Here is a 19642-nt window from a genome sequence, read left to right on the forward strand (position 1 = left end):
GCTCTGTTGTTTTTAAGCGATTCATAAGATCACAAAACACCATGAATGTTCCCTCGCTTCCCACATTTTTTAATACTATTAGTTCATTGATATATAAAGGCTAATTCTGGGGATACTTTAGCTTTTTGACCTTCGTATCAAGCTCTTGGCGAGTTACCTCGCGCTGAGTGGCCTTGTGGCGATGCTTAATCCAGTAATAAAACCCACTTCGTGAAACCCCGAACACCTTAGCCATGCGGACAGCACTGAAGCACAGCAGGTGTTCGAGCATAAATTCGTAGCTATCTACTTTAGATTTTTCGCGAAGTAGGTGGCGGCCTTTTTTACGATATCTAGCTCTTCAGCTTGCTCAGCCAATTGCCTTTTGAGCTTTGCGACTTCAGCGGCTAGATCTTTTTCCCGCTGACTGGTGCTAGTATCTTTCTTGGCTGCTTTACGCCAACCGTAGATCTGGGATTCGTGTAACGAGAGATGCTGCGCTGCCGTAGCTACTCCCAGCTTTTCTGCTAGTTTCAGTGCTTCTGCTTTAAATTCAGCAGAATGGAGAATACGTTTTTTCTTGTTTGTCATGGTTCACCTCATTAGTGATTGTACTCACTTAATTAGGTGTCCAAAACTGGTGGTGCGGATCAGTGTTACGGGAGTCATTCATCAAGTCTTTCACAAAGTACTTTGACATTTTAAAGGACATATTATGTTGACGAAGTATTTCATTGATCGCACTTTCTAATGCAGATATTTCAGCTCAGTGATCATTTTATGCACCTACAATGTGCTTATTATATAATTCCAATAACTTCGAATTCAGTTCATCATCAGTAAAAGCAACAATATTACCGGCTGGCTTCGAATCTTCTAAGCTGCCTATTCTCACTTCAAAATTTTCATTATCAAAACTATCTATAAAAATATGACTTCCTTTTTGTTCATCAAAAAATGATGCAAAGTTGTCTGTAATTGTCATATCAAATTTCATGTTTCTTCCTTGTAGATTAAACATCAAATAATAAAATCTAGTAACATTCTTGCCGATGTATGCAATAGCTTTGCAAATACTCCACGCGACATATTAAATGTTTCTCGGATATTGACTATTTCATCGGGTGAAATGGCGGGCTTATTTGCATCATTCATAGCATAAGTGAGTAAGGTTAGCTTGTCTTGTGCATGCGCTTAAATGTACGCAAATTACTTACACTTATTAAGTTAGCACTATGACGCGATATAAACCTGCTACCAGTGGGTAGCCGCAGGTTTACCCCGTCAAATATATAATTTAGACGTTGGATAAAACTCAGCTGCAGAGCAAACTCTGTCGCGATATAAAATCGCTGCCACATGGCTCGTTAAAAAAGAAAAGCGCGGGATCTCTCCCGCGCTTCATTTTTCGCTTTAGTAATTTTGGTAATTACTTAGCTTGCCGTTTGTTCGTCACGGCTGCGTTTTTTGTCACCTTTTTTACGCATGTGTTTTTTAATTTCTTGGTACTTTTCACGTTGTTCAGCATTTAATACTTGCCATACTTGATGCTGCGTTTTTAGGTTAATTAAGCCAAATTGCTCGCCTTTGGTTTGGCGCTGCGCTAATAACTCTTTTGCTGCGGCTTCATCAAAGGCTGGCATATCTAACAATGCTTGCATTTGTGCCTTATGGGCAGCACGCTCTTGCTTCATGGCCTGTTTATCGTTGCCACGTAGCGCTTTAAATTGTGCTTTTTGCGCATCAAAAATGCTTTTTAACTGAGTTTGTTGTTGCTCAGTTAAATCAAGCTTTTTAACGCCACGCTCAGAGAGTAAAAAGCGCGCTTGTTTATGCTGTTGAGAATGGCCTGGTTTATGATCCATGCCCTCTTTTGCTATTACGGCGCCAGTGCCTAATGTTGCTGTCGCTAATCCACAAATTAATACTAGTTTAGAAACTTTACTTGAAATAGTCATAATCATTACCTTTGAGTTGCTTGTAACTTAGTGTCTGTTCAGTTGTTATATTCACTATAACTAACCAAGTGCAAAGCAACGCAAAGCAATGTAAAGGTTGTGTAAAGGTTCACTTTTAAGTGCGTTAAGGCGTAAAATGAAGTTATTCCAGCGTGGTTAAGGTGAGCAAATAATGAAGCTATTAATGATTGATGATGATACCGGTTTATGTGAGTTACTCTCAGAGTACTTAACTGCGCAAGGTTTTCAAATAGAATGTGCCCATGATGGCGAACAAGGCTTAAAACAAGCGCTTGAGCAAGAGTATGCATTAATTTTACTCGATGTTATGTTACCAAAACTAGATGGTTTTGAAGTATTAAAACAGCTTAGGCAAACAAAATTAACGCCGGTGATCATGCTAACCGCCAAAGGTGAAGACTTTGACCGTATTTTTGGTCTTGAACTAGGCGCTGATGATTACATTCCTAAACCATTTAATCATCGTGAATTACTCGCGCGGGTTAAAGCGATTACTCGTCGTATTGAACATATTACTAGCCTAGCAAATACCAGCAGTAATAAGTTAACCGTTAATAATATTGTTATAAATTTAGCTGCCCGCGAAGCGTATGTAGATGAACACCCGCTAAGCCTAACCGGTACTGAATATGAAGTACTTGCCTTACTGGTTAAACATGCAGGTGAAGTGGTCAGTAAAGAGCAAATAAGTGAAGAGGTGCTCGGTAGACGCCTAGCCTCTTTTGATCGCTCAATTGATATGCATGTGAGTAATATTCGTAAAAAAATTGCCGAGTTCAACAATGCAGAACGAATAAAAACCATGCGAGGGACTGGTTATGTCTTTATCCAAGGGGAGTAATAAAACTCGGTTTTCTTGGCTAAAACATCCTCAGCACTTTTTATTTTTCAAAATTTTTGTGTGGTTTTGGCTAACAGTAATAGGCACCATAACTGCATTGGTGTTTTTAAGTAACATTGCGACCAATCAAGTCAGTTATGAGAACTTACATGGGCCCATGCAGAAAAACTTGCAATACACGGCCAAAGGCATCGAACGTATGGTAGTCAAACATAATAAATCGATTGCCGAAATTTTAACTCATCCGCGGCTTGCAAAACAAAAGTTACTATATTTAAATTCAGATCAGCCAGATCACTCGCTCAGTAGCAGAGTACCATCAAGTGAGATTGATTTAAGTTTACTTAATTTCACTAAAAACATGCCGCCACAAATTATTTTTACCGAGTATTATCAAGCATTCGGACCGATAGAAATAAACCTTCCTGAGGGGCAATTTTACCTATACGAAATTGATGAGAATCATCAACCACCTTTTTTTATACGGTTAAAGCTGATGCCGATTTGGCTAAAAGTGATCATTGCTTTACTGGCTTCATTAACTTTAAGTTTTATATTTAGTCGTAACCTAATTGCACCTATTAATCACTTAAAGCAAGCTGCAATTAAGCTCTCTGACGGCGATTTAACCGCGCGCGCTGAAATTGATCCAAACAGGCAAGATGAACTGGGCGTACTTGGCCGTGACTTTAATAGTATGGCAACTCAGTTAGAGCAACTGATTTCTGCACAAAAGCGCTTATTGGCTGATATATCTCACGAGTTGCGTTCCCCCCTAACTCGCCTTAAAATGGCTACGGGTCTTGCGCAAATGCAGACCCCAGAAGAAAACCAAACCTATTTATTACGCATTGAAAAAGAAGCAAATCAGCTCGATAAAATGATCGCTGATGTGCTGCAAGTATCGCGCTTAGAGGCGAAAAGTCAGGCGCTATCGCTGCATCAACAATCCTTACAGATCATTATTGATCATGTTTTGAATGATGCGCAATTTGAAGCTAAACAGACCAATAAGCAATTAATTATAAATGGTCAACTCAATGTTGATATTTATTGTGACGAGAGTCTCATTGCCAGTGCGCTAGAGAATGTTTTACGCAACGCAATAAAATATGCAGAGCAAACAATCACCCTAACATTGAGTTTAAGTGATGCTATTTATATAGAGATCAGCGATGATGGCCCGGGCGTCGAAGCGCAAAATTTAGCCAAATTATGTGAGCCATTTTTTCGCCAATCGGATGCACGAGACAGAACTAGCGGCGGTACAGGACTTGGCTTAGCAATTGCTAAAAATGCAATTGCCGCCCATTCTGGCAGTTTAACGCTGCATAATAAACAACCAAGTGGGTTATGTGTGCGTATCGCCTTACCTCTGGATAAACAAAAATAATCATGGCCATTATGTTTTACAGCACAGAGCAAAACTTACTTTCCCAACAACCTGAGATCACAGAGTTTTTTCAGCAGCAGTTGCACAAAGCGCAGCTGACTACCGATAATGGCGATTTATATTATGGCTATGTGATACCTGAGCATGCCAAGGCCGCTATTGTTATTTGCTCTGGACGCATTGAAGGATTAGATAAATACCAAGAGCTAATCTGGGAGTTATACAAAAATAACTATGCGGTGTTTATTATTGATCATCAAGGCCAAGGCCGTTCTTATCGCGCTTTAGCCAACCCTCATAAAGGTTTTGTTAATAAATTTAGTGATTATGCTGATGATTTAGCACTGTTTGACCGTTTAATTGTCAGTAAACTCTACCAAGGCAAAAAGGTCATCCTCGGGCATTCAATGGGCGGCGCGATTGCTTTTGATTTCCTAACCCGGTTTGAACATAACTACAGTGGGGTATTTTTGTCTTCGCCCATGTTTGATATTTTCACTAAAGGTATTCCCAAACCAGTTGCTAAACTTGCCGCTCGTATTGCCTGTTTATTTGGTTTTAATAAACACTATGCATTTGGCCAAGCAGATTATCTGCCTATTGCTTTTACACAGAACGACCTTACCAGTAGCGAAACTCGCTATGATTTATTTAGACAGACCTACCAAACGGATAGCGCGCTACAATTAGGCGGGGTGACTTACGGCTGGTTGAATGAAGCTTTTGGTTTTATGACAACTATTGAGCAACAACAGCTATCGATTCCACTTTTTATAGCCAGTGCTGAGCACGATACTGTGGTTGATAACCAAGCCCAATTAGCCTTAGTTCACCGTCAAAGTAATGCTATTTTACAAACATTTACGAATGCTAAGCACGAGTTACTGTTTGAACAAGACACCATTCGCAAAGCTGTGCTTAGCCGTTTTTATCAGTTTTGTGATTCATTAACTTGAGCGCGGCTATGGCTCAATGACATTGGATCTTGATGGATCAAAATATCCATTTCACAATTAAATTCTTGTTGGATCATCGCCACTACTTCATCTGCTACATAATGAGCACGGATCAAGGGGAGTTGATCTTCAAGCTCTAAATGCATTTGAATAAACTTAATTTTACCACCTTGTCGCGTGCGTACATCGTGTACGCCAAATACATCGTTATGACTGTTAGCGATTGATATGATACTGGCTTTTTCGTCCTCAGGTAGTTCTTTATCCATTAAGTGATCAGCGCTTTGCCTAGCAATATCCCAACTGTTATAAAGCAAATAACCTGCAACACCAATGGCAAAAATAGGATCCGCGTACAGCATGTCATTTTGCGCAAGCAGTATGGCCAGCAGTACTGCTGCATTTAAAATTATATCGCCTTTGTAGTGCACAGAGTCTGCTTTAACTGCAATGGACTCGGTATGCTTAATGACTTGAGTTTGTACATAAACCACCACTAAGGTGCAAGCAATCGCAAATAGACTAACCCATACCCCGAGCATTGAATGATTTAACACCACAGGATTAAACAATCGTTCAATGCCATGAAACGCCAATAAACAGCCAGAGCCTGCAATAAATGCCGCTTGCCCTAAACCCGCCAAGGCTTCAGCTTTACCATGGCCAAAACGATGATCGTCATCAGCTGGGCGCAGTGCATAAAAGAGCACCATAAAACTCATTGCTGAAGCGGTAATATCCATCAATGAGTCGGTAAGTGATCCGAGCATAGACGCAGAGCCAGACGCAAGCCATGCCCAACATTTAGCAGCAATCATTAAACTCACCATCACCATAGTGACCACACTTGCTGTTTTTACCCAAAACTCATAACTGCGCTGATGCACGTTTTTGCCTATGCCTAAAGTGTTTACTTAAAATGAGTATATCATTTTTTTTATCTGTTTCGTGTATACTCTCGAACGTCAAAATGTAGATCACCAATAAGGCTCGTTATGCTTGATATCGTTTTATACCAACCTGAAATTCCACCTAACACAGGGAATATTATTCGCCTGTGTGCAAATACGGGCTATGCTTTGCATTTAATCGAGCCTTTGGGCTTTGAGTGGGACGATAAGCGCGTGAAAAGAGCTGGCCTTGATTACCATGAATTTAGCCATGTGCAACGCCATCCATCATTTGTAGCTTACTTAGAAAAATGCCAACCTAAAAAAGTATATGCATGTACCACTAAAGGCAGTCAGTTTCACCATCAAGCAAGTTATGAAGCGGGTGATTGTTTAGTGTTTGGCCCAGAAACCCGTGGCTTACCAGATGATATAATTCAATCACTACCTAATGAACAACGCGTGCGTATTCCTATGCAAGCTAACAGTAGAAGCATGAACTTATCTAACGCAGTGGCTGTTTTTGTTTATGAATCATGGCGTCAGTTAGGCTTTCCTAACGCGCAGTAAGTGATATTAAAATGCGCCTATACCATTGGGCGCTTTCTCCTCTAATTATCTTTAAAATTTAGCACCGCCTAGCGCAATAAATTTGCCTTGCGTGGATTCGCATTATTTCTATTCCTACACTATTCTAAATAAGTTCTTTTTAAACTGATTCAACGGATTGTAATGCGTTTTATCCTTCAAACATGCTGTTTTATTAGTATGTTATCTACTGTAAATGTAAACGCGAGTGTAGCTGAATTAAATGCGAATGAGCTTTCGCTACCCGCCATTAATGACTTTACTCAAGACCCGAGTAATGCGTTTTGGCTCGCAACTAATAAAGGGCTGTTTAACTACGACTCGGTGCATCTTTTTAGTGGCCAAGCACCGCCTTTTTCATCATTTGCGAATCAAGCCATTTTACAAGTAGCGACTTATAAATCCTGGTTATTAATTAACACTGAGCAAGGGCTGAGTTTAATCAACTTAATTAACAACCAGTTAATTCAACTAACCGCAACACCGCTAAAACAGCCGATATTAACCACCGAGCTCGGCTTTTACTTTCTATACCAAGGTCAGATCCACACTATAAAAGACGAAAAACTCCATTCCCCATTCGCCTTTTCAGAGCAGATCGTCGAACTCGCATTGGGATTTAACAACAGCCTATGGCTACATTCAGGTAGTAATTTAGTTAGTCACTTTGATTTAGCAAGTAATGCAATTACAGCTCAGCTCATCGTCCCCGCGCCTATCGCGCAGTTAAGTCCAAGTCAAACCTCAGCAGCGATCCTTATCAATACCAATAACGACCAACATTACCTGTTTAACAACACGCACTCTATGCAAGAAATAAAACTCCAGCATGCGCATGTTCAACAACTAAATTACTTTGATGATCAGCTCTATTATTTGCATAAAAATCGCGCTTATAAACATGATTTAACGACCAAAAACACGAATCCTTTGTTTTATAGTGCTCCTGCACGCTTTTTATCAATTAAACAAAACAACCAACAACTGTGGCTGCAAACTGCCACTAAAAGCTGGCTAAAGCTCCCTGCAATGCAAATTATCACAACCCCTATCACCGATAATCCTGCTCCGCGTATGCAGCAATACTTTGACATGTTGGAGCAGTTAGGTAATTTTACACAACATAAAAAAATTATTACCATCGCTTATCTGCGCGAAGACAAATGGGCTGTTGCAACCGACACTGGTTTATATTTATACAGTGCCCGCAACCTCACTTTTGATTTATTAATAAAGGATCAAGTTGCTGCGCTGCATTCAACTGCCCCAACAACACTGTGGGTAGCAACCAAAAAGCAATTAATAAAATATGATTTTGCGACGCAGCAACAAAGCCAAACACTACCAATTAGTAACATTAATGCTTTAACATCCCTTAATGACGAGCAATATCTCGCAAGTGATGGTGAGCAATTATTTTATATTGCTAAACAACAGCTCACCGCCCTTGAGCTTGAAACTGAAGCCCTCGGGCGGATCAATGCTATGTATTATCAACGCAACTCTTCAAGGCTTTGGCTTGCGACAAGTAACGGCTTATGGCAGAGCCAATGGCAAGCACCTGAAAATTCTCAGCAAATAACACTTGAGATAAATTTTGATAAAGTAAGTACATTTAACACCACAGCCATTTACGAAGCACCACAAAATGCTTTGTGGATAGTTGATTCTCAAGCGATAAAACTCTACAAACCCAGCACTAACCTATGGGTTGAAAATGCCACTCATAGTATTGCCGCTTATATTGATGATTCTATTAGTTATGAGCAACTTCCAAAATCACTCTTTAGCGTTAGCTACCGTGATAAAATAATGTTGTTTGCGCCAACGGGTAATACTTTATTAGAAGTGCATTCAACACAAGTACCACCTCAAAACAGCTCTTTTTTAATCAGTCATCTGACTTTACACTATCAAGAGCAAGACCAAGACTATTACCACTTAGCAACCAACGCAGTAAATACCAGCCAACCGCTAAAAGGCATCTCTGTTTGGTTTAGCAGTAATGGCCTCTTACCTATGCAGCTCAATTACCGACTCGATCCCAATGGCGATTGGCTAGCACTGCCGAATGCTCAGACCATGCTGTCTCTGGCTAGTAATGCAAAGAATATTTATCTTGAAGTTAAAAACCTTAATCAAGTAAATAACGAGCCGTTAGTGTTGATGATTAAACAAACGGCTTTTGCCTTCCCTCACTGGATCAACCACCTCGTTTTAGCGGCTATTTTTGCTATTTTACTGCTGTTAATTGTTTATAGATTAAAAAGTGGTGCTAAGCATAATTTGGTCAACGCGTTAATGACGCAATCAAAAGATGCCATTTGGATCGCCAATGAGCAGTTTCAAATCACGAACATAAACCAAGCATTTACAACTATTTGTGGCTTTACTCTTGCTGATGTAGTGGGTAAAAAACCAAAAGCATTTACTGTAAACGGTCGCGATAAAAAATTAGAAAGCCTCATTTATAATGATCTAGAGGTTGATGGTTATTGGTCTGGTGAAATTTGGAATGTGCGTAAAGACGGGCAACCCTATGCCTTAGATTTATCGATAACCAAAGTAAAAACCCCTAACCTACGTACTAGTAGCGCGCATTATATTGGGTTATTTTCAGATGTAACTGCACGTAAGAATAATGAACGTGCGATGCTTAAATTAACCACTCGAGATTCTGTCACTGGGCTTTCCAATCGCACTATTTTTATTGAATCTGTAAATAAGGCAATTGCCAGCTGTAATAACAACTTCCCTAATTTACTGATTATTTTTATAGATTTAGACAATTTTAATAAAATTAACGAATCCCTTGGTCACGCAATCGGTGATGAACTATTAAAAGAAGTTGCGGGCAGACTCACTCGTAATCTTGATTCTGGTTATACCTTGGCCCGCTTAGGGGGAGATGAATTTGCTATACTCGTACCGCCCTATTTATATTCAGGCATGTCCGTCTTTTTCGCCAAAAAACTGGCCGATAATATCCTTAAACAATTCCAAACACCGTTTATGCTTGAGGGTATAGAGAGCTTTATTTCTGCCTGTTGTGGTATCGCCGGGTACCCAGAAAACGGTTATAACAGCGAAGCACTGATGCGCAGCGCCAATAGTGCGCTCAATCACGCTAAAAAGATGGGTCATAATAATTACCAATTTTTTGATAAATCTAAACACACAATTGATATGAATGAACTTAGTAAAGAAAGCGCACTTTTTCGGGCTATCGAACATCAGGATTTTCAATTATTTTACCAAGTAAAATATAACGCAGATAAAGATCAAATACATGGTTTTGAAGCCTTAGTGCGTTGGCCGCAAGTTGATGGCAGCATCATTAGCCCGGCTGAATTTATCCCTCTTGCAGAACAAAATGGCGCAATTATTCCACTCACTTTATTGCTAATGAAGCAGCTATTTAAACAACTAGAGTTATGGCGTAATGAAGGAGTAAGTTTTGGTAAAGTGGCAATTAATATTTCGGCTCTGCACTTTCAGCAAAGTAGTTTAGTCGAAACCCTCACTGAGTGTTTAACAAACTATGATGTGCCTGCACGCTGTGTTGAGTTAGAAATAACCGAAAGTGCCATGATGGATAACCCTGAATTTGCCCAACAGCAAATGAACCGCTTAAAAGCACTTGGCTTTACCATTGCGCTGGATGACTTTGGTACTGGTCATTCATCATTGGGTTATTTAAAACGTTTTCCAATCGATACTTTAAAAATTGATCGCTCTTTTATTAAAGATATTGTCGATAGTGAGCAGGATCGTAATATTACCGCGACAATTATTCGCCTCGCTAAATACTTAAATATCGATGTTGTTGCCGAAGGAGTTGAAACTAAAGAGCAGGCTTATATGCTGCATGTTATGGGCTGTAATACGATGCAAGGCTATTATTATAGTCGTCCGCTTTGTGCTGAAAAGGTAGCTACTTATCTCGAAAAAAACAATCTGAGAAAACAATCTAATTTGATGAATGACTAAGTACCTTGTTAGTTATAAGATTAACTACCAGCGTTTATACAAACCCATAAACGCTGGCAGCTACAAGGCACTGTTACTCTGATTTTTGCTCGCGACCTAATAAAGCCATCGCGGCTTCTTTCACGTCTTTATTTTCATAAAGTACCTGATAGATTTGCTCAGTGATCGGCATTTCGATACCAGTACGTTGTGCAAGTAAATAGACTTCTTTGGTGTTGCGATAACCTTCGACCACTTGACCAATTGATGCTATCGCCTGCTCTACCTTTTCACCTTTACCCAGTGCTAAACCAAAACGACGGTTACGAGACTGATTATCGGTGCACGTTAGGATCAAATCTCCCAGCCCAGCCATGCCCATAAAGGTTTCTGACTTAGCACCAAGCGCGCAGCCTAACCGGCATAACTCAGCTAAACCACGGGTGATCAATGCTGTCCGCGCATTAGCACCAAAACCAAAGCCGTCAGACATACCAGCGCCAATCGCAATCACATTTTTAACCGCGCCACCGAGCTGAATACCAATAAAATCATTATTGTTATAGACCCTAAATGAGCGACCACAATGCAATAGTTCAGCTAACTGTTTTGCAAAGGCTGTTGATGTTGACGACACTGAAATTGCAGTAGGTAAACCCATCGCCATTTCTTTAGCAAATGTAGGGCCTGATACGACCGCAAGTGGCACATCATCACCTAATTCTTGCTGTGCAACCTCTTGCAAAAGTCGGCCTGTATCTGGTTCAAGCCCTTTGGTGGCCCATGCAACTTGTGCCCCTTCAAGTAATGAAGGCTTAATTTGCTGTAGCGTATCGCCAAATGCATGACTTGGCACAACAACCAAGATCACTTGGCTTGCAGTTACTGCTGTGTGTAAGTCGGCTTCAAGGTGTAAAGTGTCAGGAAAAGTGACATCAGGTAGGTAACGTTGATTTTTCCGCTCAGCTGCAAGCGTGGCAACGTCATCGCTATTGCGACCCCAAAGTGTCACTTGGTGACCGTTTCGGGCTAAACAAATAGCAAGGGCGGTGCCATAAGACCCCGCCCCTAATACAGTAACAGCTGAATTGGCTGTACTCATAAATTATGCGTCTGCAGTTGCCTGTTCAGCTTGCGCTGCACGTTGCTGCATGTATTGAGCGAATAACGCATCAAAGTTCACAGGTGCAAGGTTAAGCTGTGGGAATGTACCACGGTTAACTAAGTTAGATACCGCTTCACGTGCGTACGGGAACAATACGTTCGGGCAGAATGCGCCAAGCATGTGTGCAAGTTGTACTTCTTCAACTTCAGCGATAGTGAAAATACCCGCTTGTTGAATTTCACATAAAAAAGCCGTTTCTTCACCGATAGAAGCTGTAACAGTCAGTGCTAATACTACTTCAAACACGCCTTCGTCTAATTTATTAGAACGTGTATCAAGGTCAAGCTTAACTTCTGGTGTCCATTCTTTTTGGAAAATAGCAGGTGAATTAGGCGTTTCAAAAGACACGTCTTTTGTGTAAATACGTTGAATCGTAAATTGTGCGCCAGTTTCTTCTTGTGCTGCTACGTTCTGATTTTCTTCGTTCATGATAATTCCTAACTTTTAATCGTTTTTATAATAAATGCTTAAGCGTTTAACTTAGCGTCAAGTTTGCCTTGGGCTTCAATCGCCATCATGTCGTCACAACCGCCGATATGCTCATCATTAATAAAAATTTGCGGTACTGTGCTCGCGCCACCTGCTTTGGCAATCATTTCATCACGTAACTCAGGCTGTACACCAATGTCGATATTTGTAAATTGCACACCTTTATTTGTTAGCAACGCTAAAGCACGCTGACAAAAAGGGCAATACGCTTTGGTATAAAGAACAACATTACTCATAACAATTCCTCTATCGGCCTAACTAACTTAATTAGCGACCTGTTGTCGTTGGTAGACCAGCACTTTGCCATGCACCCATACCACCAGATAAAACATAAACCGATTCAAAACCAGCTTTATGCATAGCAGTTGCGATACCTGAGGCTGTCATGCCTGTGGTACATACCAATATAATGGGTTTACTCTTAGACTTTTCAAGGCTTGAGAAGTCAGATTGTTTCGCTTTTTCAGGGCTAATATGCTCAGCGCCTGCTATACGGCCATTATTAAATTCTTTTTGTGCACGTATATCTACAACGACACCGTCTTCACGGTTAATTAATAACGTTAATTGTTGCGGATTTATTTGACGAATTGCTGAAAACTTACTTTTAAACCAGCCGCCCACGATGAGTGCAACTAAAGCAACCCAAGCTAAACTTAATATCGGATGATTACCGACAAATTCAATATATTGATCCATGCGTCTTCCACTATGAAAATTGTCCCGCGCCTGTAGCACTGGGGTTAAACGTAAGGGCAATGCCCTAGCCACGCAAGTATACGTGCTTGATTAGAAATTACCAGAGAGTGAAATATTTTAATATGTCCCTTTGATTGCTGATCATAACCACAAAACACGGTATGCTAAGGCTAAGCAGGAGCTAATTTTCAGGAACAAAAATGACACAACATAAAAAACCTCTCGTATTAATGATTTTAGATGGTTGGGGATACCGTGAAGATACCCAAAGCAACGCAATTTTAGCGGCAAATACCCCTGTTTTAGACGAACTTTGGGCAACTCGCCCGCACACCCTAATTTCTGCATCAGGTTTAGATGTTGGTCTTCCTGATGGGCAAATGGGCAACTCAGAAGTAGGCCACGTCAACTTAGGTGCTGGCCGAGTGGTTTATCAAGATTTCACCCGTATCACTAAAGCAATAAACGACGGTGAGTTTGCACATAATCCAACACTAGTTGAAAACATTGATAAAGCAGTGAATGCCGATAAAGCGGTGCATTTAATGGGTTTATTAAGCCCAGGTGGTGTGCATAGTCATGAAGATCATATTGTAGCTGCAATTGAATTAGCTGCAGCGCGCGGTGCTAAAGAAGTGTACTTTCATGCATTTTTAGATGGCCGAGACACTCCACCACGTAGCGCAAAAGCGTCAATTGAACGTATTGAAGCACTGTTTAGCAAATTAAACTGTGGTCGCTTAGCATCGATCATTGGCCGCTACTATGCAATGGACCGCGATAATCGCTGGAACCGAGTAGAGCAAGCCTACGACCTAATGGTCAGTGGGATCGCACAACATAGCTACGAAAATGGTGTTGATGCATTAGCTGCGGCTTACGAACGTGATGAAAACGATGAGTTTGTTGCTGCAACTACCATAGCAGCACAAGGCCAAGACGCAGTACAAATTAATGACGGTGATACGGTTATTTTCTTAAACTTTAGAGCCGACCGTGCTCGTGAAATGACCCGCGCATTTGTTGATAAAGACTTTGACGGTTTCGCCAAGAAAAAAGCCCCCGCACTAAGCGGCTTTGTTATGTTGACCGAATACGCAGCAGACATCGACGCACCAGCAGCTTTTGCCACAGTCCCTTTGACTAATGTATTGGGTGAATGGTTTGAAAAACACCATAAAACACAGCTACGTATTTCTGAAACCGAAAAATATGCACATGTGACGTTTTTCTTCAGTGGCGGACGTGAAGATGAATTTGAAGGTGAAACCCGCGAGCTGATCCCATCACCACAAGTTGCGACTTACGATTTACAACCTGAAATGAATTCAGAAATGCTCACCGATAAACTCGTCGAAGCGATTAAAAGCGGTAAATACGATGCAATTATTTGTAACTATCCAAATGGCGATATGGTCGGTCACTCAGGTGTATTTGAAGCCGCAGTAAAAGCCTGTGAAGCAGTCGATCATTGTATTGGTCGTGTTGTTGCTGCCCTTGAAGAATTTGGTGGTGAAGCATTAATTACAGCTGATCACGGCAATGCTGAACAAATGGCTAACCTTAAAACTGGCCAAGCGCATACCGCACACACCAGTGAACCGGTTCATTTCATTTATGTTGGTCGTGATGCAACACCAAGCGAAGGCAAAGCCCTCAGTGATGTTGCGCCAACCATGTTGCACCTAATGGGCATGGAACAACCAAGCGAGATGACTGGCACACCAATCATGACATTGAAATAAACCATGAACAAAAGTATTAACCCATTAATTTTTAGTACGCTCGTTGTTACTGCGTTAATACTCACTTCATTAGTGACGGCCCCTGCCGTCGCTAATGAAGATCGTACTAAAAAAGATCTCAGCGAAATCCAAACAGCATTAAAGCAAAGCCAAGCTGAACTTGCCGCCCAGCGTAAAGACATCGAAAAATCGCAAAAGAACCTGCAACAGCACGAACTCGAGATCGCAAAAAATGCCAAGGCACTGAATATTGCCGAGCAATCAATTCGCGATACTGAAAAACAACAACAGCAGCAACAGCAGCAAGCTGAAGCACTTGAGGAAAAACGCCTAGAGCAGCAACATGCACTCGCCGCACAAATTAAAAGTGCCTATATGTCTGGCGGACATGACTACTCTAAAATGCTATTAAATCAAGAAAATACTGCACAGGTTGAACGCACCTTAAGTTATTATAATTACCTCAACAAAGCGCGTATTGAGCAAATTGATGAGTTAAAAGCACTCCTGATTGAAATAGCGGATGTACAAACCGAACTTGAAAAAACCAAGCAACACTTAGTTGTGCTCCATAAAGAGCAAGCCAATCGTCATCAAGCACTCATTGCAGCGCAACAACAACGAAAAGCCAACATCAGTGAATTAAAAACCAAGCTTAGCTCAACCAAAAACTCAATTGATTACTTAAAAGATAATGAAAAAACCCTAGTAGCTACCTTGCAAGAACTTGAAAAAGAAAAAACTAAAAAGGTTGAGTTGCTGGGCCTATCAGCCAGTAAAGGTAAATTAAACTGGCCAACAAAAGGTAAAATTGAGCACAGCTTCGGCCAACATAAGCACGGTGGTATTGACTGGAAAGGCGTATTAATTGGCGCTAATGAAGGCAATAATGTGCATAGCGTCCACAACGGTCAAGTCGTGTTTGCTGATTGGTTAAAAGGCTACGGCTGGGTTATTGTTATTGACCACGGTGAAGGCTTTATGAGTTTATACGGCCATACTCAAACCTTACTAAAAGACGTAGGTGATATAGTACGCCAAGGCGATATTATCGCTTTAGTTGGTCAAAGCGGCGGACAAGCAAATTCTGGTCTATACTTTGAAATACGCCACAAAGGACGCGCAGTAAATCCTGTAACATGGTGCAGACGCATTTAATTGATTAAACAGCTGCACCCCACTGGGAGCAGCTGATGCTAAATACACAATTACAAATACAGCGGTTACAATACCCTGTTTTTAATCGCATTCTAATAAGCTATTTATTACTCGTTAGCGTTTTTTTGTGCCTGAGTTTTAATTGCTTTGCAGTGACCTCGGTGGGCGATTTAAAAAGCCAACAAAAAAACGAAATCCTCTTTAATATCCATGCCTATTATGTTGAAGACTTAGCTTTACAACAAAGCTTTGAAAGCAGCCAACAATTTGAAGCCCTGCTTGCACAGCTAGACCCATACTCTAAGTACCTTGATGAACACGAGTTAGAAGCGCTATTTAGCAGCACTAACGGCCGCTATACAGGCCTTGGGATTGAAGTAAAACAGCAACAACAAAAAATTATTATTGTAAATACGATCAAAGATTCTCCCGCAGCCATTGCCGGAGTACAAATGAATGATGTGCTACTTGCCGTTAATCAGCAAACGGTCGCACATAAAGACATCAATCAAGTTGCACAAATGATTAAAGCGAGTGACACAGCAACGGTTACCTTAACGATTGAACGAGGTAATTCACCACAAGCCATTTATTTTACTCTGACTAGATCAGAAATTAACTTAGAGAGTGTCACCAGTTCATTATCAGAGTTTGGTATTGGTTATTTGGCAATAAATAGTTTTACCAATCACACCTTGCATGATGTTGCGCGGCAAATAACAGCACTGCAAAGCCATTACGGTAATCCACTTACAGGCTTAGTGCTCGATTTACGCGACAATCCAGGCGGCACATTAAAAAGTGCTGTAGCGGTATCGGATCTGTTTTTACAAAGTGGCACCATAGTCACCACCAAAGGTCGCTTTTATGATGCAAACCAGCACTTTCGCGCCAAAAAAGGTGATATTTTAAATGGTGCGCCAATCGTTGTACTTATTAATGAAAACTCGGCCTCAGCAGCAGAGATTTTAGCCGCTGCACTTAAAGACAATCACCGTGCCACACTAATTGGCAGCCAATCATTTGGCAAAGGCTCTGTGCAGTCTCTGATCCCATTAGGCAATGGTAATACAGCACTAAAACTAACCACTGCAAAATACTTTACCCCCTCAGGACAATCAATTGATGGCATTGGCGTAACCCCTGATGTGGCGATTAATCAATCAACCCTTTCGCAAATTGATAAAGTAGTTATAATAAAAAACGAACAAGGAAATGACGATCAGCTATGGTCACGCACAGACTCAGCTGATCCACTGTTATTAAAAGCACAGCAGCTATTAACTATGAAATAAAGCTTTTAGCTCACTATAAAAAAGATAATAAAAATTATAAACGTGAAAAAATTAACTTGGTTGTTCTGGCTTTTTTTTAGCTTGCCTACGCTTGCCGCAAATAAGCAAATAGCGATTGTAATTGATGATATTGGCAACCATCAACGCGACCTCGAAATCCTAAATTTACCAGGTAAAATATCGTTCTCGATTTTGCCTCATACCCCGTATTCGCAAATTTTTGCGCGCTTAGCCAGTAAATCAAATAAAGAATTACTGCTACATATTCCCATGCAAGCACTGGATAACAGTAAAGCACTAGGCCCCGGCGCACTTACCAGCGATATGAGCAAAGAACAATTACAAATCACCCTCGGCAATGCGCTTGCAACCTTACCTCAGGTGAAAGGTGTAAATAATCATATGGGCTCAGCACTTACTCAAGAAAGCCTGCCCATGAAATGGACTATGGAGGTGCTGAAAAAGCGCAACCTGTACTTTTTAGATAGCCGCACTACTGGCTTAAGCCAAGCGCAAAATGTTGCCAACTTATATGGCGTTGAAAATGTCGGCCGCCATGTGTTTTTAGATAATATTCCCAATGAGAAACAGTTACAATTTCGCCTCAACGAACTAAAGTATAAAGCCGAACGTTATAACTTCGCCATCGCGATTGCCCACCCTTACCCTGAAACCATTGAATTTTTACAGCGCATGCTACCCGAACTTGAACAACAAGGTTTTGAACTCGTGCCGCTATCGCAGCTGGTAGAGCGAAAATATATACAACTCGCACAAGCTGAGCATAAAGGAGTGAGTGCTAGGTAAGCTTTAAAGTTACAAGGGAAAAGGAGCGAGGTTCTAGGTTCTAGGTTCTAGGAAAACAGAATAGTCCGTCGTTAAATTAACTACCGTAGGTTGTGGTTGAGAGCAACGAAACCCAACAATGTAAGAATAAAATTGAGTGACGGCTTCGAGCGATAACCGGTCATTGAGATTGGCTAAATATCGTAGTTAATTGATTGGTCAAACGACTCTTTGCGCATATATTCATGAAAATGAGCGACGAGCGCATATTGTTCTATTAAACTTTACTTTAAAGCTTCAGAAAACTTAGTGATAGTAATACCTTAGGTAATTTGTTAAAACGATATAAAGTAGATAAATGAGCGTTAAGTCGGCAGAAATATGCGCGATGAGCGCACTATTAAATTGTTGAACCAAGCACAATTCCATATTTGAGAGTTATCAATGTTTTTTTCAAACGAACAAAATAAAATCGTAATCAATCAATTTTTGCATAAAACTGAAAGCATTAATATTGAAAACGAAGTGATTAAAAATAGGCTTAAATTATCTGTAGTCATACTTGAAAGCATTAAAAACCAACCAGAAGAGTGGGATGCTAAATGCTCATTTAATATCAAGCATGTTGGTGAAAAATTATTCAAATGGCTAAGAGAGTTTGATGCCGATAAACCACTAATAATTGATCATATATATGTCATTTTATATAGATTCCTATGTGAGTTCGATTTTTTTATAGAAGACGGAATGGAACTAGGCATGGAGTTACGGAGTGTAAGAGATGCCATTCAATCAGACTCAAACGATATGGAGAATAATCTCGCATCACAAATTGTATATGCTTCATATACAATGCCTGCCAATATCACTAAAAAAATATTAAACGATCCAAATATTAGTAGCTTTAAAGGCTTTTCTGCTAAAGCTGAAGAGGCTGTAAAACTAAAAAAAGAATGGAATAAAGAAATCTCGGATAAACAAAAAGAAGTTTCAGATCTGAAAGAAAAATTAGAAACTTATAAAACAGGTTTCAATTTTGTAGGTCTATATCAAGGTTTTAATGAACTATCAAAGCAGAAAAAATCTGAGGCGTTTTGGAGTTTTATTTCACTAATTGTTATGGCTATTTTAATTATTGCTCCGTTAATGACTGAGTTTGTTCTAACAGCAAAAACAGTGAGCAATGGTGAAACTGTAGCAATGAATCACTTATTCATATTAATTCCATTGTTTTCAATTGAAATTATCTTAATTTACTTTTTTAGGGTAATTTTACTAAATCACCGTTCAATAAAAGCGCAGCTCATGCAGTTAGAGTTACGCCAAACTTTATGTCAGTTCATACAAAGTTATACAGAATACTCTACAAAAATTAAAGCGAGCGACGCAAGCGCGCTCGATAAGTTTGAGAATATGATATTCAGTGGTGTTGTTTTTAATTCAGAAAAGCTACCAAGTACTTTTGATGGCATTGACCAAATATCTAAAATGTTGAAAAGCGTAAAAAGCTCATAATCGGGTAGCCGGAGGTCTCGAACCTCCAGCCCCCACACCACCCATCATGCACTATTTATTAACAGGAAGTGCAATGGGCGGTTCATCTCCCGTAGTGAATATTGATCCAAATATCTCTTAATGACGCTAAACCTTGTGAAGCTAAGTAATCATTGCCTAATGCAATGTTAATTCCTTTTGTTTTTGAGCTTCTAC

At 40.3% G+C, this 19642-nt stretch carries 17 protein-coding genes and 1 pseudogene; 10 read left to right on the forward strand and 8 right to left on the reverse strand.

Annotated elements, in window-relative coordinates:
* Positions 1-121: 121 nt before the first annotated feature.
* From H5201_RS20540 to H5201_RS20550, 3 genes and pseudogenes are all read right to left on the reverse strand, one after another.
* A pseudogene (locus H5201_RS20540) lies at positions 122-570 on the reverse strand (transposase); the annotation flags it as partial.
* Positions 571-757: 187 nt separating this feature from the next.
* Positions 758-976, reverse strand: a complete 219-nt coding sequence (locus tag H5201_RS20545; RefSeq protein ID WP_182785277.1) for a hypothetical protein — start codon at positions 974-976, stop codon at positions 758-760.
* A 436-nt stretch (positions 977-1412) separates the two neighbouring features.
* Positions 1413-1937, reverse strand: coding sequence for a Spy/CpxP family protein refolding chaperone (locus H5201_RS20550; protein WP_182785278.1), 525 nt, complete (start codon positions 1935-1937; stop codon positions 1413-1415).
* A gap of 172 nt (positions 1938-2109) precedes the next feature.
* On the opposite strand from H5201_RS20550, the gene H5201_RS20555 reads away from it, so the two are divergent.
* Genes H5201_RS20555 through H5201_RS20565 form a run of 3 tightly spaced genes read left to right on the forward strand, consistent with a single transcriptional unit; the run spans position 2110 to position 5148 of the window.
* A complete protein-coding gene (locus H5201_RS20555; RefSeq protein ID WP_149982148.1) occupies positions 2110-2799 on the forward strand; it encodes a response regulator in 690 nt (229 codons plus the stop codon).
* Positions 2777-4192, forward strand: a complete 1416-nt coding sequence (locus H5201_RS20560; protein WP_182785279.1) for an ATP-binding protein — start codon at positions 2777-2779, stop codon at positions 4190-4192. The genes H5201_RS20555 and H5201_RS20560 overlap by 23 nt, the downstream gene beginning before the upstream one ends.
* An 11-nt stretch (positions 4193-4203) precedes the next feature.
* Complete coding sequence (locus tag H5201_RS20565; RefSeq protein ID WP_149982162.1) at positions 4204-5148, forward strand: alpha/beta fold hydrolase; 945 nt, start codon at positions 4204-4206, stop codon at positions 5146-5148.
* On the opposite strand, the gene H5201_RS20570 is transcribed toward H5201_RS20565, so the two are convergent.
* Positions 5124-6035: a cation diffusion facilitator family transporter gene (locus H5201_RS20570; protein ID WP_149982150.1), complete on the reverse strand. Its 912-nt coding sequence runs from the start codon at positions 6033-6035 to the stop codon at positions 5124-5126. The genes H5201_RS20565 and H5201_RS20570 overlap by 25 nt on opposite strands.
* Positions 6036-6143: 108 nt before the next feature.
* On the opposite strand from H5201_RS20570, the gene trmL reads away from it, so the two are divergent.
* Positions 6144-6608: a tRNA (uridine(34)/cytosine(34)/5-carboxymethylaminomethyluridine(34)-2'-O)-methyltransferase TrmL gene (trmL, locus tag H5201_RS20575; RefSeq protein WP_182785280.1), complete on the forward strand. Its 465-nt coding sequence runs from the start codon at positions 6144-6146 to the stop codon at positions 6606-6608.
* Between the two features lie 162 nt (positions 6609-6770).
* Positions 6771-10616, forward strand: a complete 3846-nt coding sequence (locus tag H5201_RS20580; RefSeq protein ID WP_182785281.1) for an EAL domain-containing protein — start codon at positions 6771-6773, stop codon at positions 10614-10616.
* 73 nt (positions 10617-10689) lie between these two features.
* Here the strand turns inward: H5201_RS20580 and gpsA are convergent, their stop codons facing one another.
* The 4 genes from gpsA to H5201_RS20600 are packed head-to-tail and all read right to left on the reverse strand — an operon-like array spanning position 10690 to position 12948.
* On the reverse strand, positions 10690-11697 hold the full coding sequence (gene gpsA, locus H5201_RS20585; RefSeq protein ID WP_145235238.1) for an NAD(P)H-dependent glycerol-3-phosphate dehydrogenase: 1008 nt from the start codon (positions 11695-11697) through the stop codon (positions 10690-10692).
* A gap of 3 nt (positions 11698-11700) precedes the next feature.
* Positions 11701-12189, reverse strand: coding sequence for a protein-export chaperone SecB (gene secB, locus H5201_RS20590; protein ID WP_145235236.1), 489 nt, complete (start codon positions 12187-12189; stop codon positions 11701-11703).
* A 38-nt stretch (positions 12190-12227) separates the two neighbouring features.
* Positions 12228-12485: a glutaredoxin 3 gene (grxC, locus tag H5201_RS20595; RefSeq protein WP_145235234.1), complete on the reverse strand. Its 258-nt coding sequence runs from the start codon at positions 12483-12485 to the stop codon at positions 12228-12230.
* A gap of 31 nt (positions 12486-12516) precedes the next feature.
* Positions 12517-12948, reverse strand: a complete 432-nt coding sequence (locus H5201_RS20600; protein WP_149982153.1) for a rhodanese-like domain-containing protein — start codon at positions 12946-12948, stop codon at positions 12517-12519.
* Positions 12949-13148: 200 nt separating this feature from the next.
* On the opposite strand from H5201_RS20600, the gene gpmM reads away from it, so the two are divergent.
* The 5 genes from gpmM (at position 13149) to H5201_RS20625 (ending at position 19447) form a co-directional block, all read left to right on the forward strand.
* The gene (gpmM, locus tag H5201_RS20605; RefSeq protein ID WP_182739742.1) at positions 13149-14693 is read left to right on the forward strand and encodes a 2,3-bisphosphoglycerate-independent phosphoglycerate mutase; all 1545 of its coding nucleotides are present in this window, start codon (positions 13149-13151) and stop codon (positions 14691-14693) included.
* A gap of 3 nt (positions 14694-14696) precedes the next feature.
* On the forward strand, positions 14697-15851 hold the full coding sequence (locus H5201_RS20610; protein WP_149982155.1) for a murein hydrolase activator EnvC: 1155 nt from the start codon (positions 14697-14699) through the stop codon (positions 15849-15851).
* 35 nt (positions 15852-15886) lie between these two features.
* Entirely contained in the window at positions 15887-17146 is a 1260-nt protein-coding gene (locus H5201_RS20615; RefSeq protein ID WP_182785282.1) for a S41 family peptidase, read from the forward strand.
* A gap of 42 nt (positions 17147-17188) precedes the next feature.
* On the forward strand, positions 17189-17953 hold the full coding sequence (locus H5201_RS20620) for a divergent polysaccharide deacetylase family protein (protein ID WP_182717199.1): 765 nt from the start codon (positions 17189-17191) through the stop codon (positions 17951-17953).
* 423 nt (positions 17954-18376) lie between these two features.
* Positions 18377-19447, forward strand: coding sequence for a hypothetical protein (locus H5201_RS20625; RefSeq protein ID WP_182785283.1), 1071 nt, complete (start codon positions 18377-18379; stop codon positions 19445-19447).
* Positions 19448-19642 lie beyond the last annotated feature (195 nt).

The organism is Pseudoalteromonas sp. SG43-6 (assembly GCF_014164365.1).
In the GTDB taxonomy this organism is placed as follows: domain Bacteria; phylum Pseudomonadota; class Gammaproteobacteria; order Enterobacterales; family Alteromonadaceae; genus Pseudoalteromonas; species Pseudoalteromonas rhizosphaerae.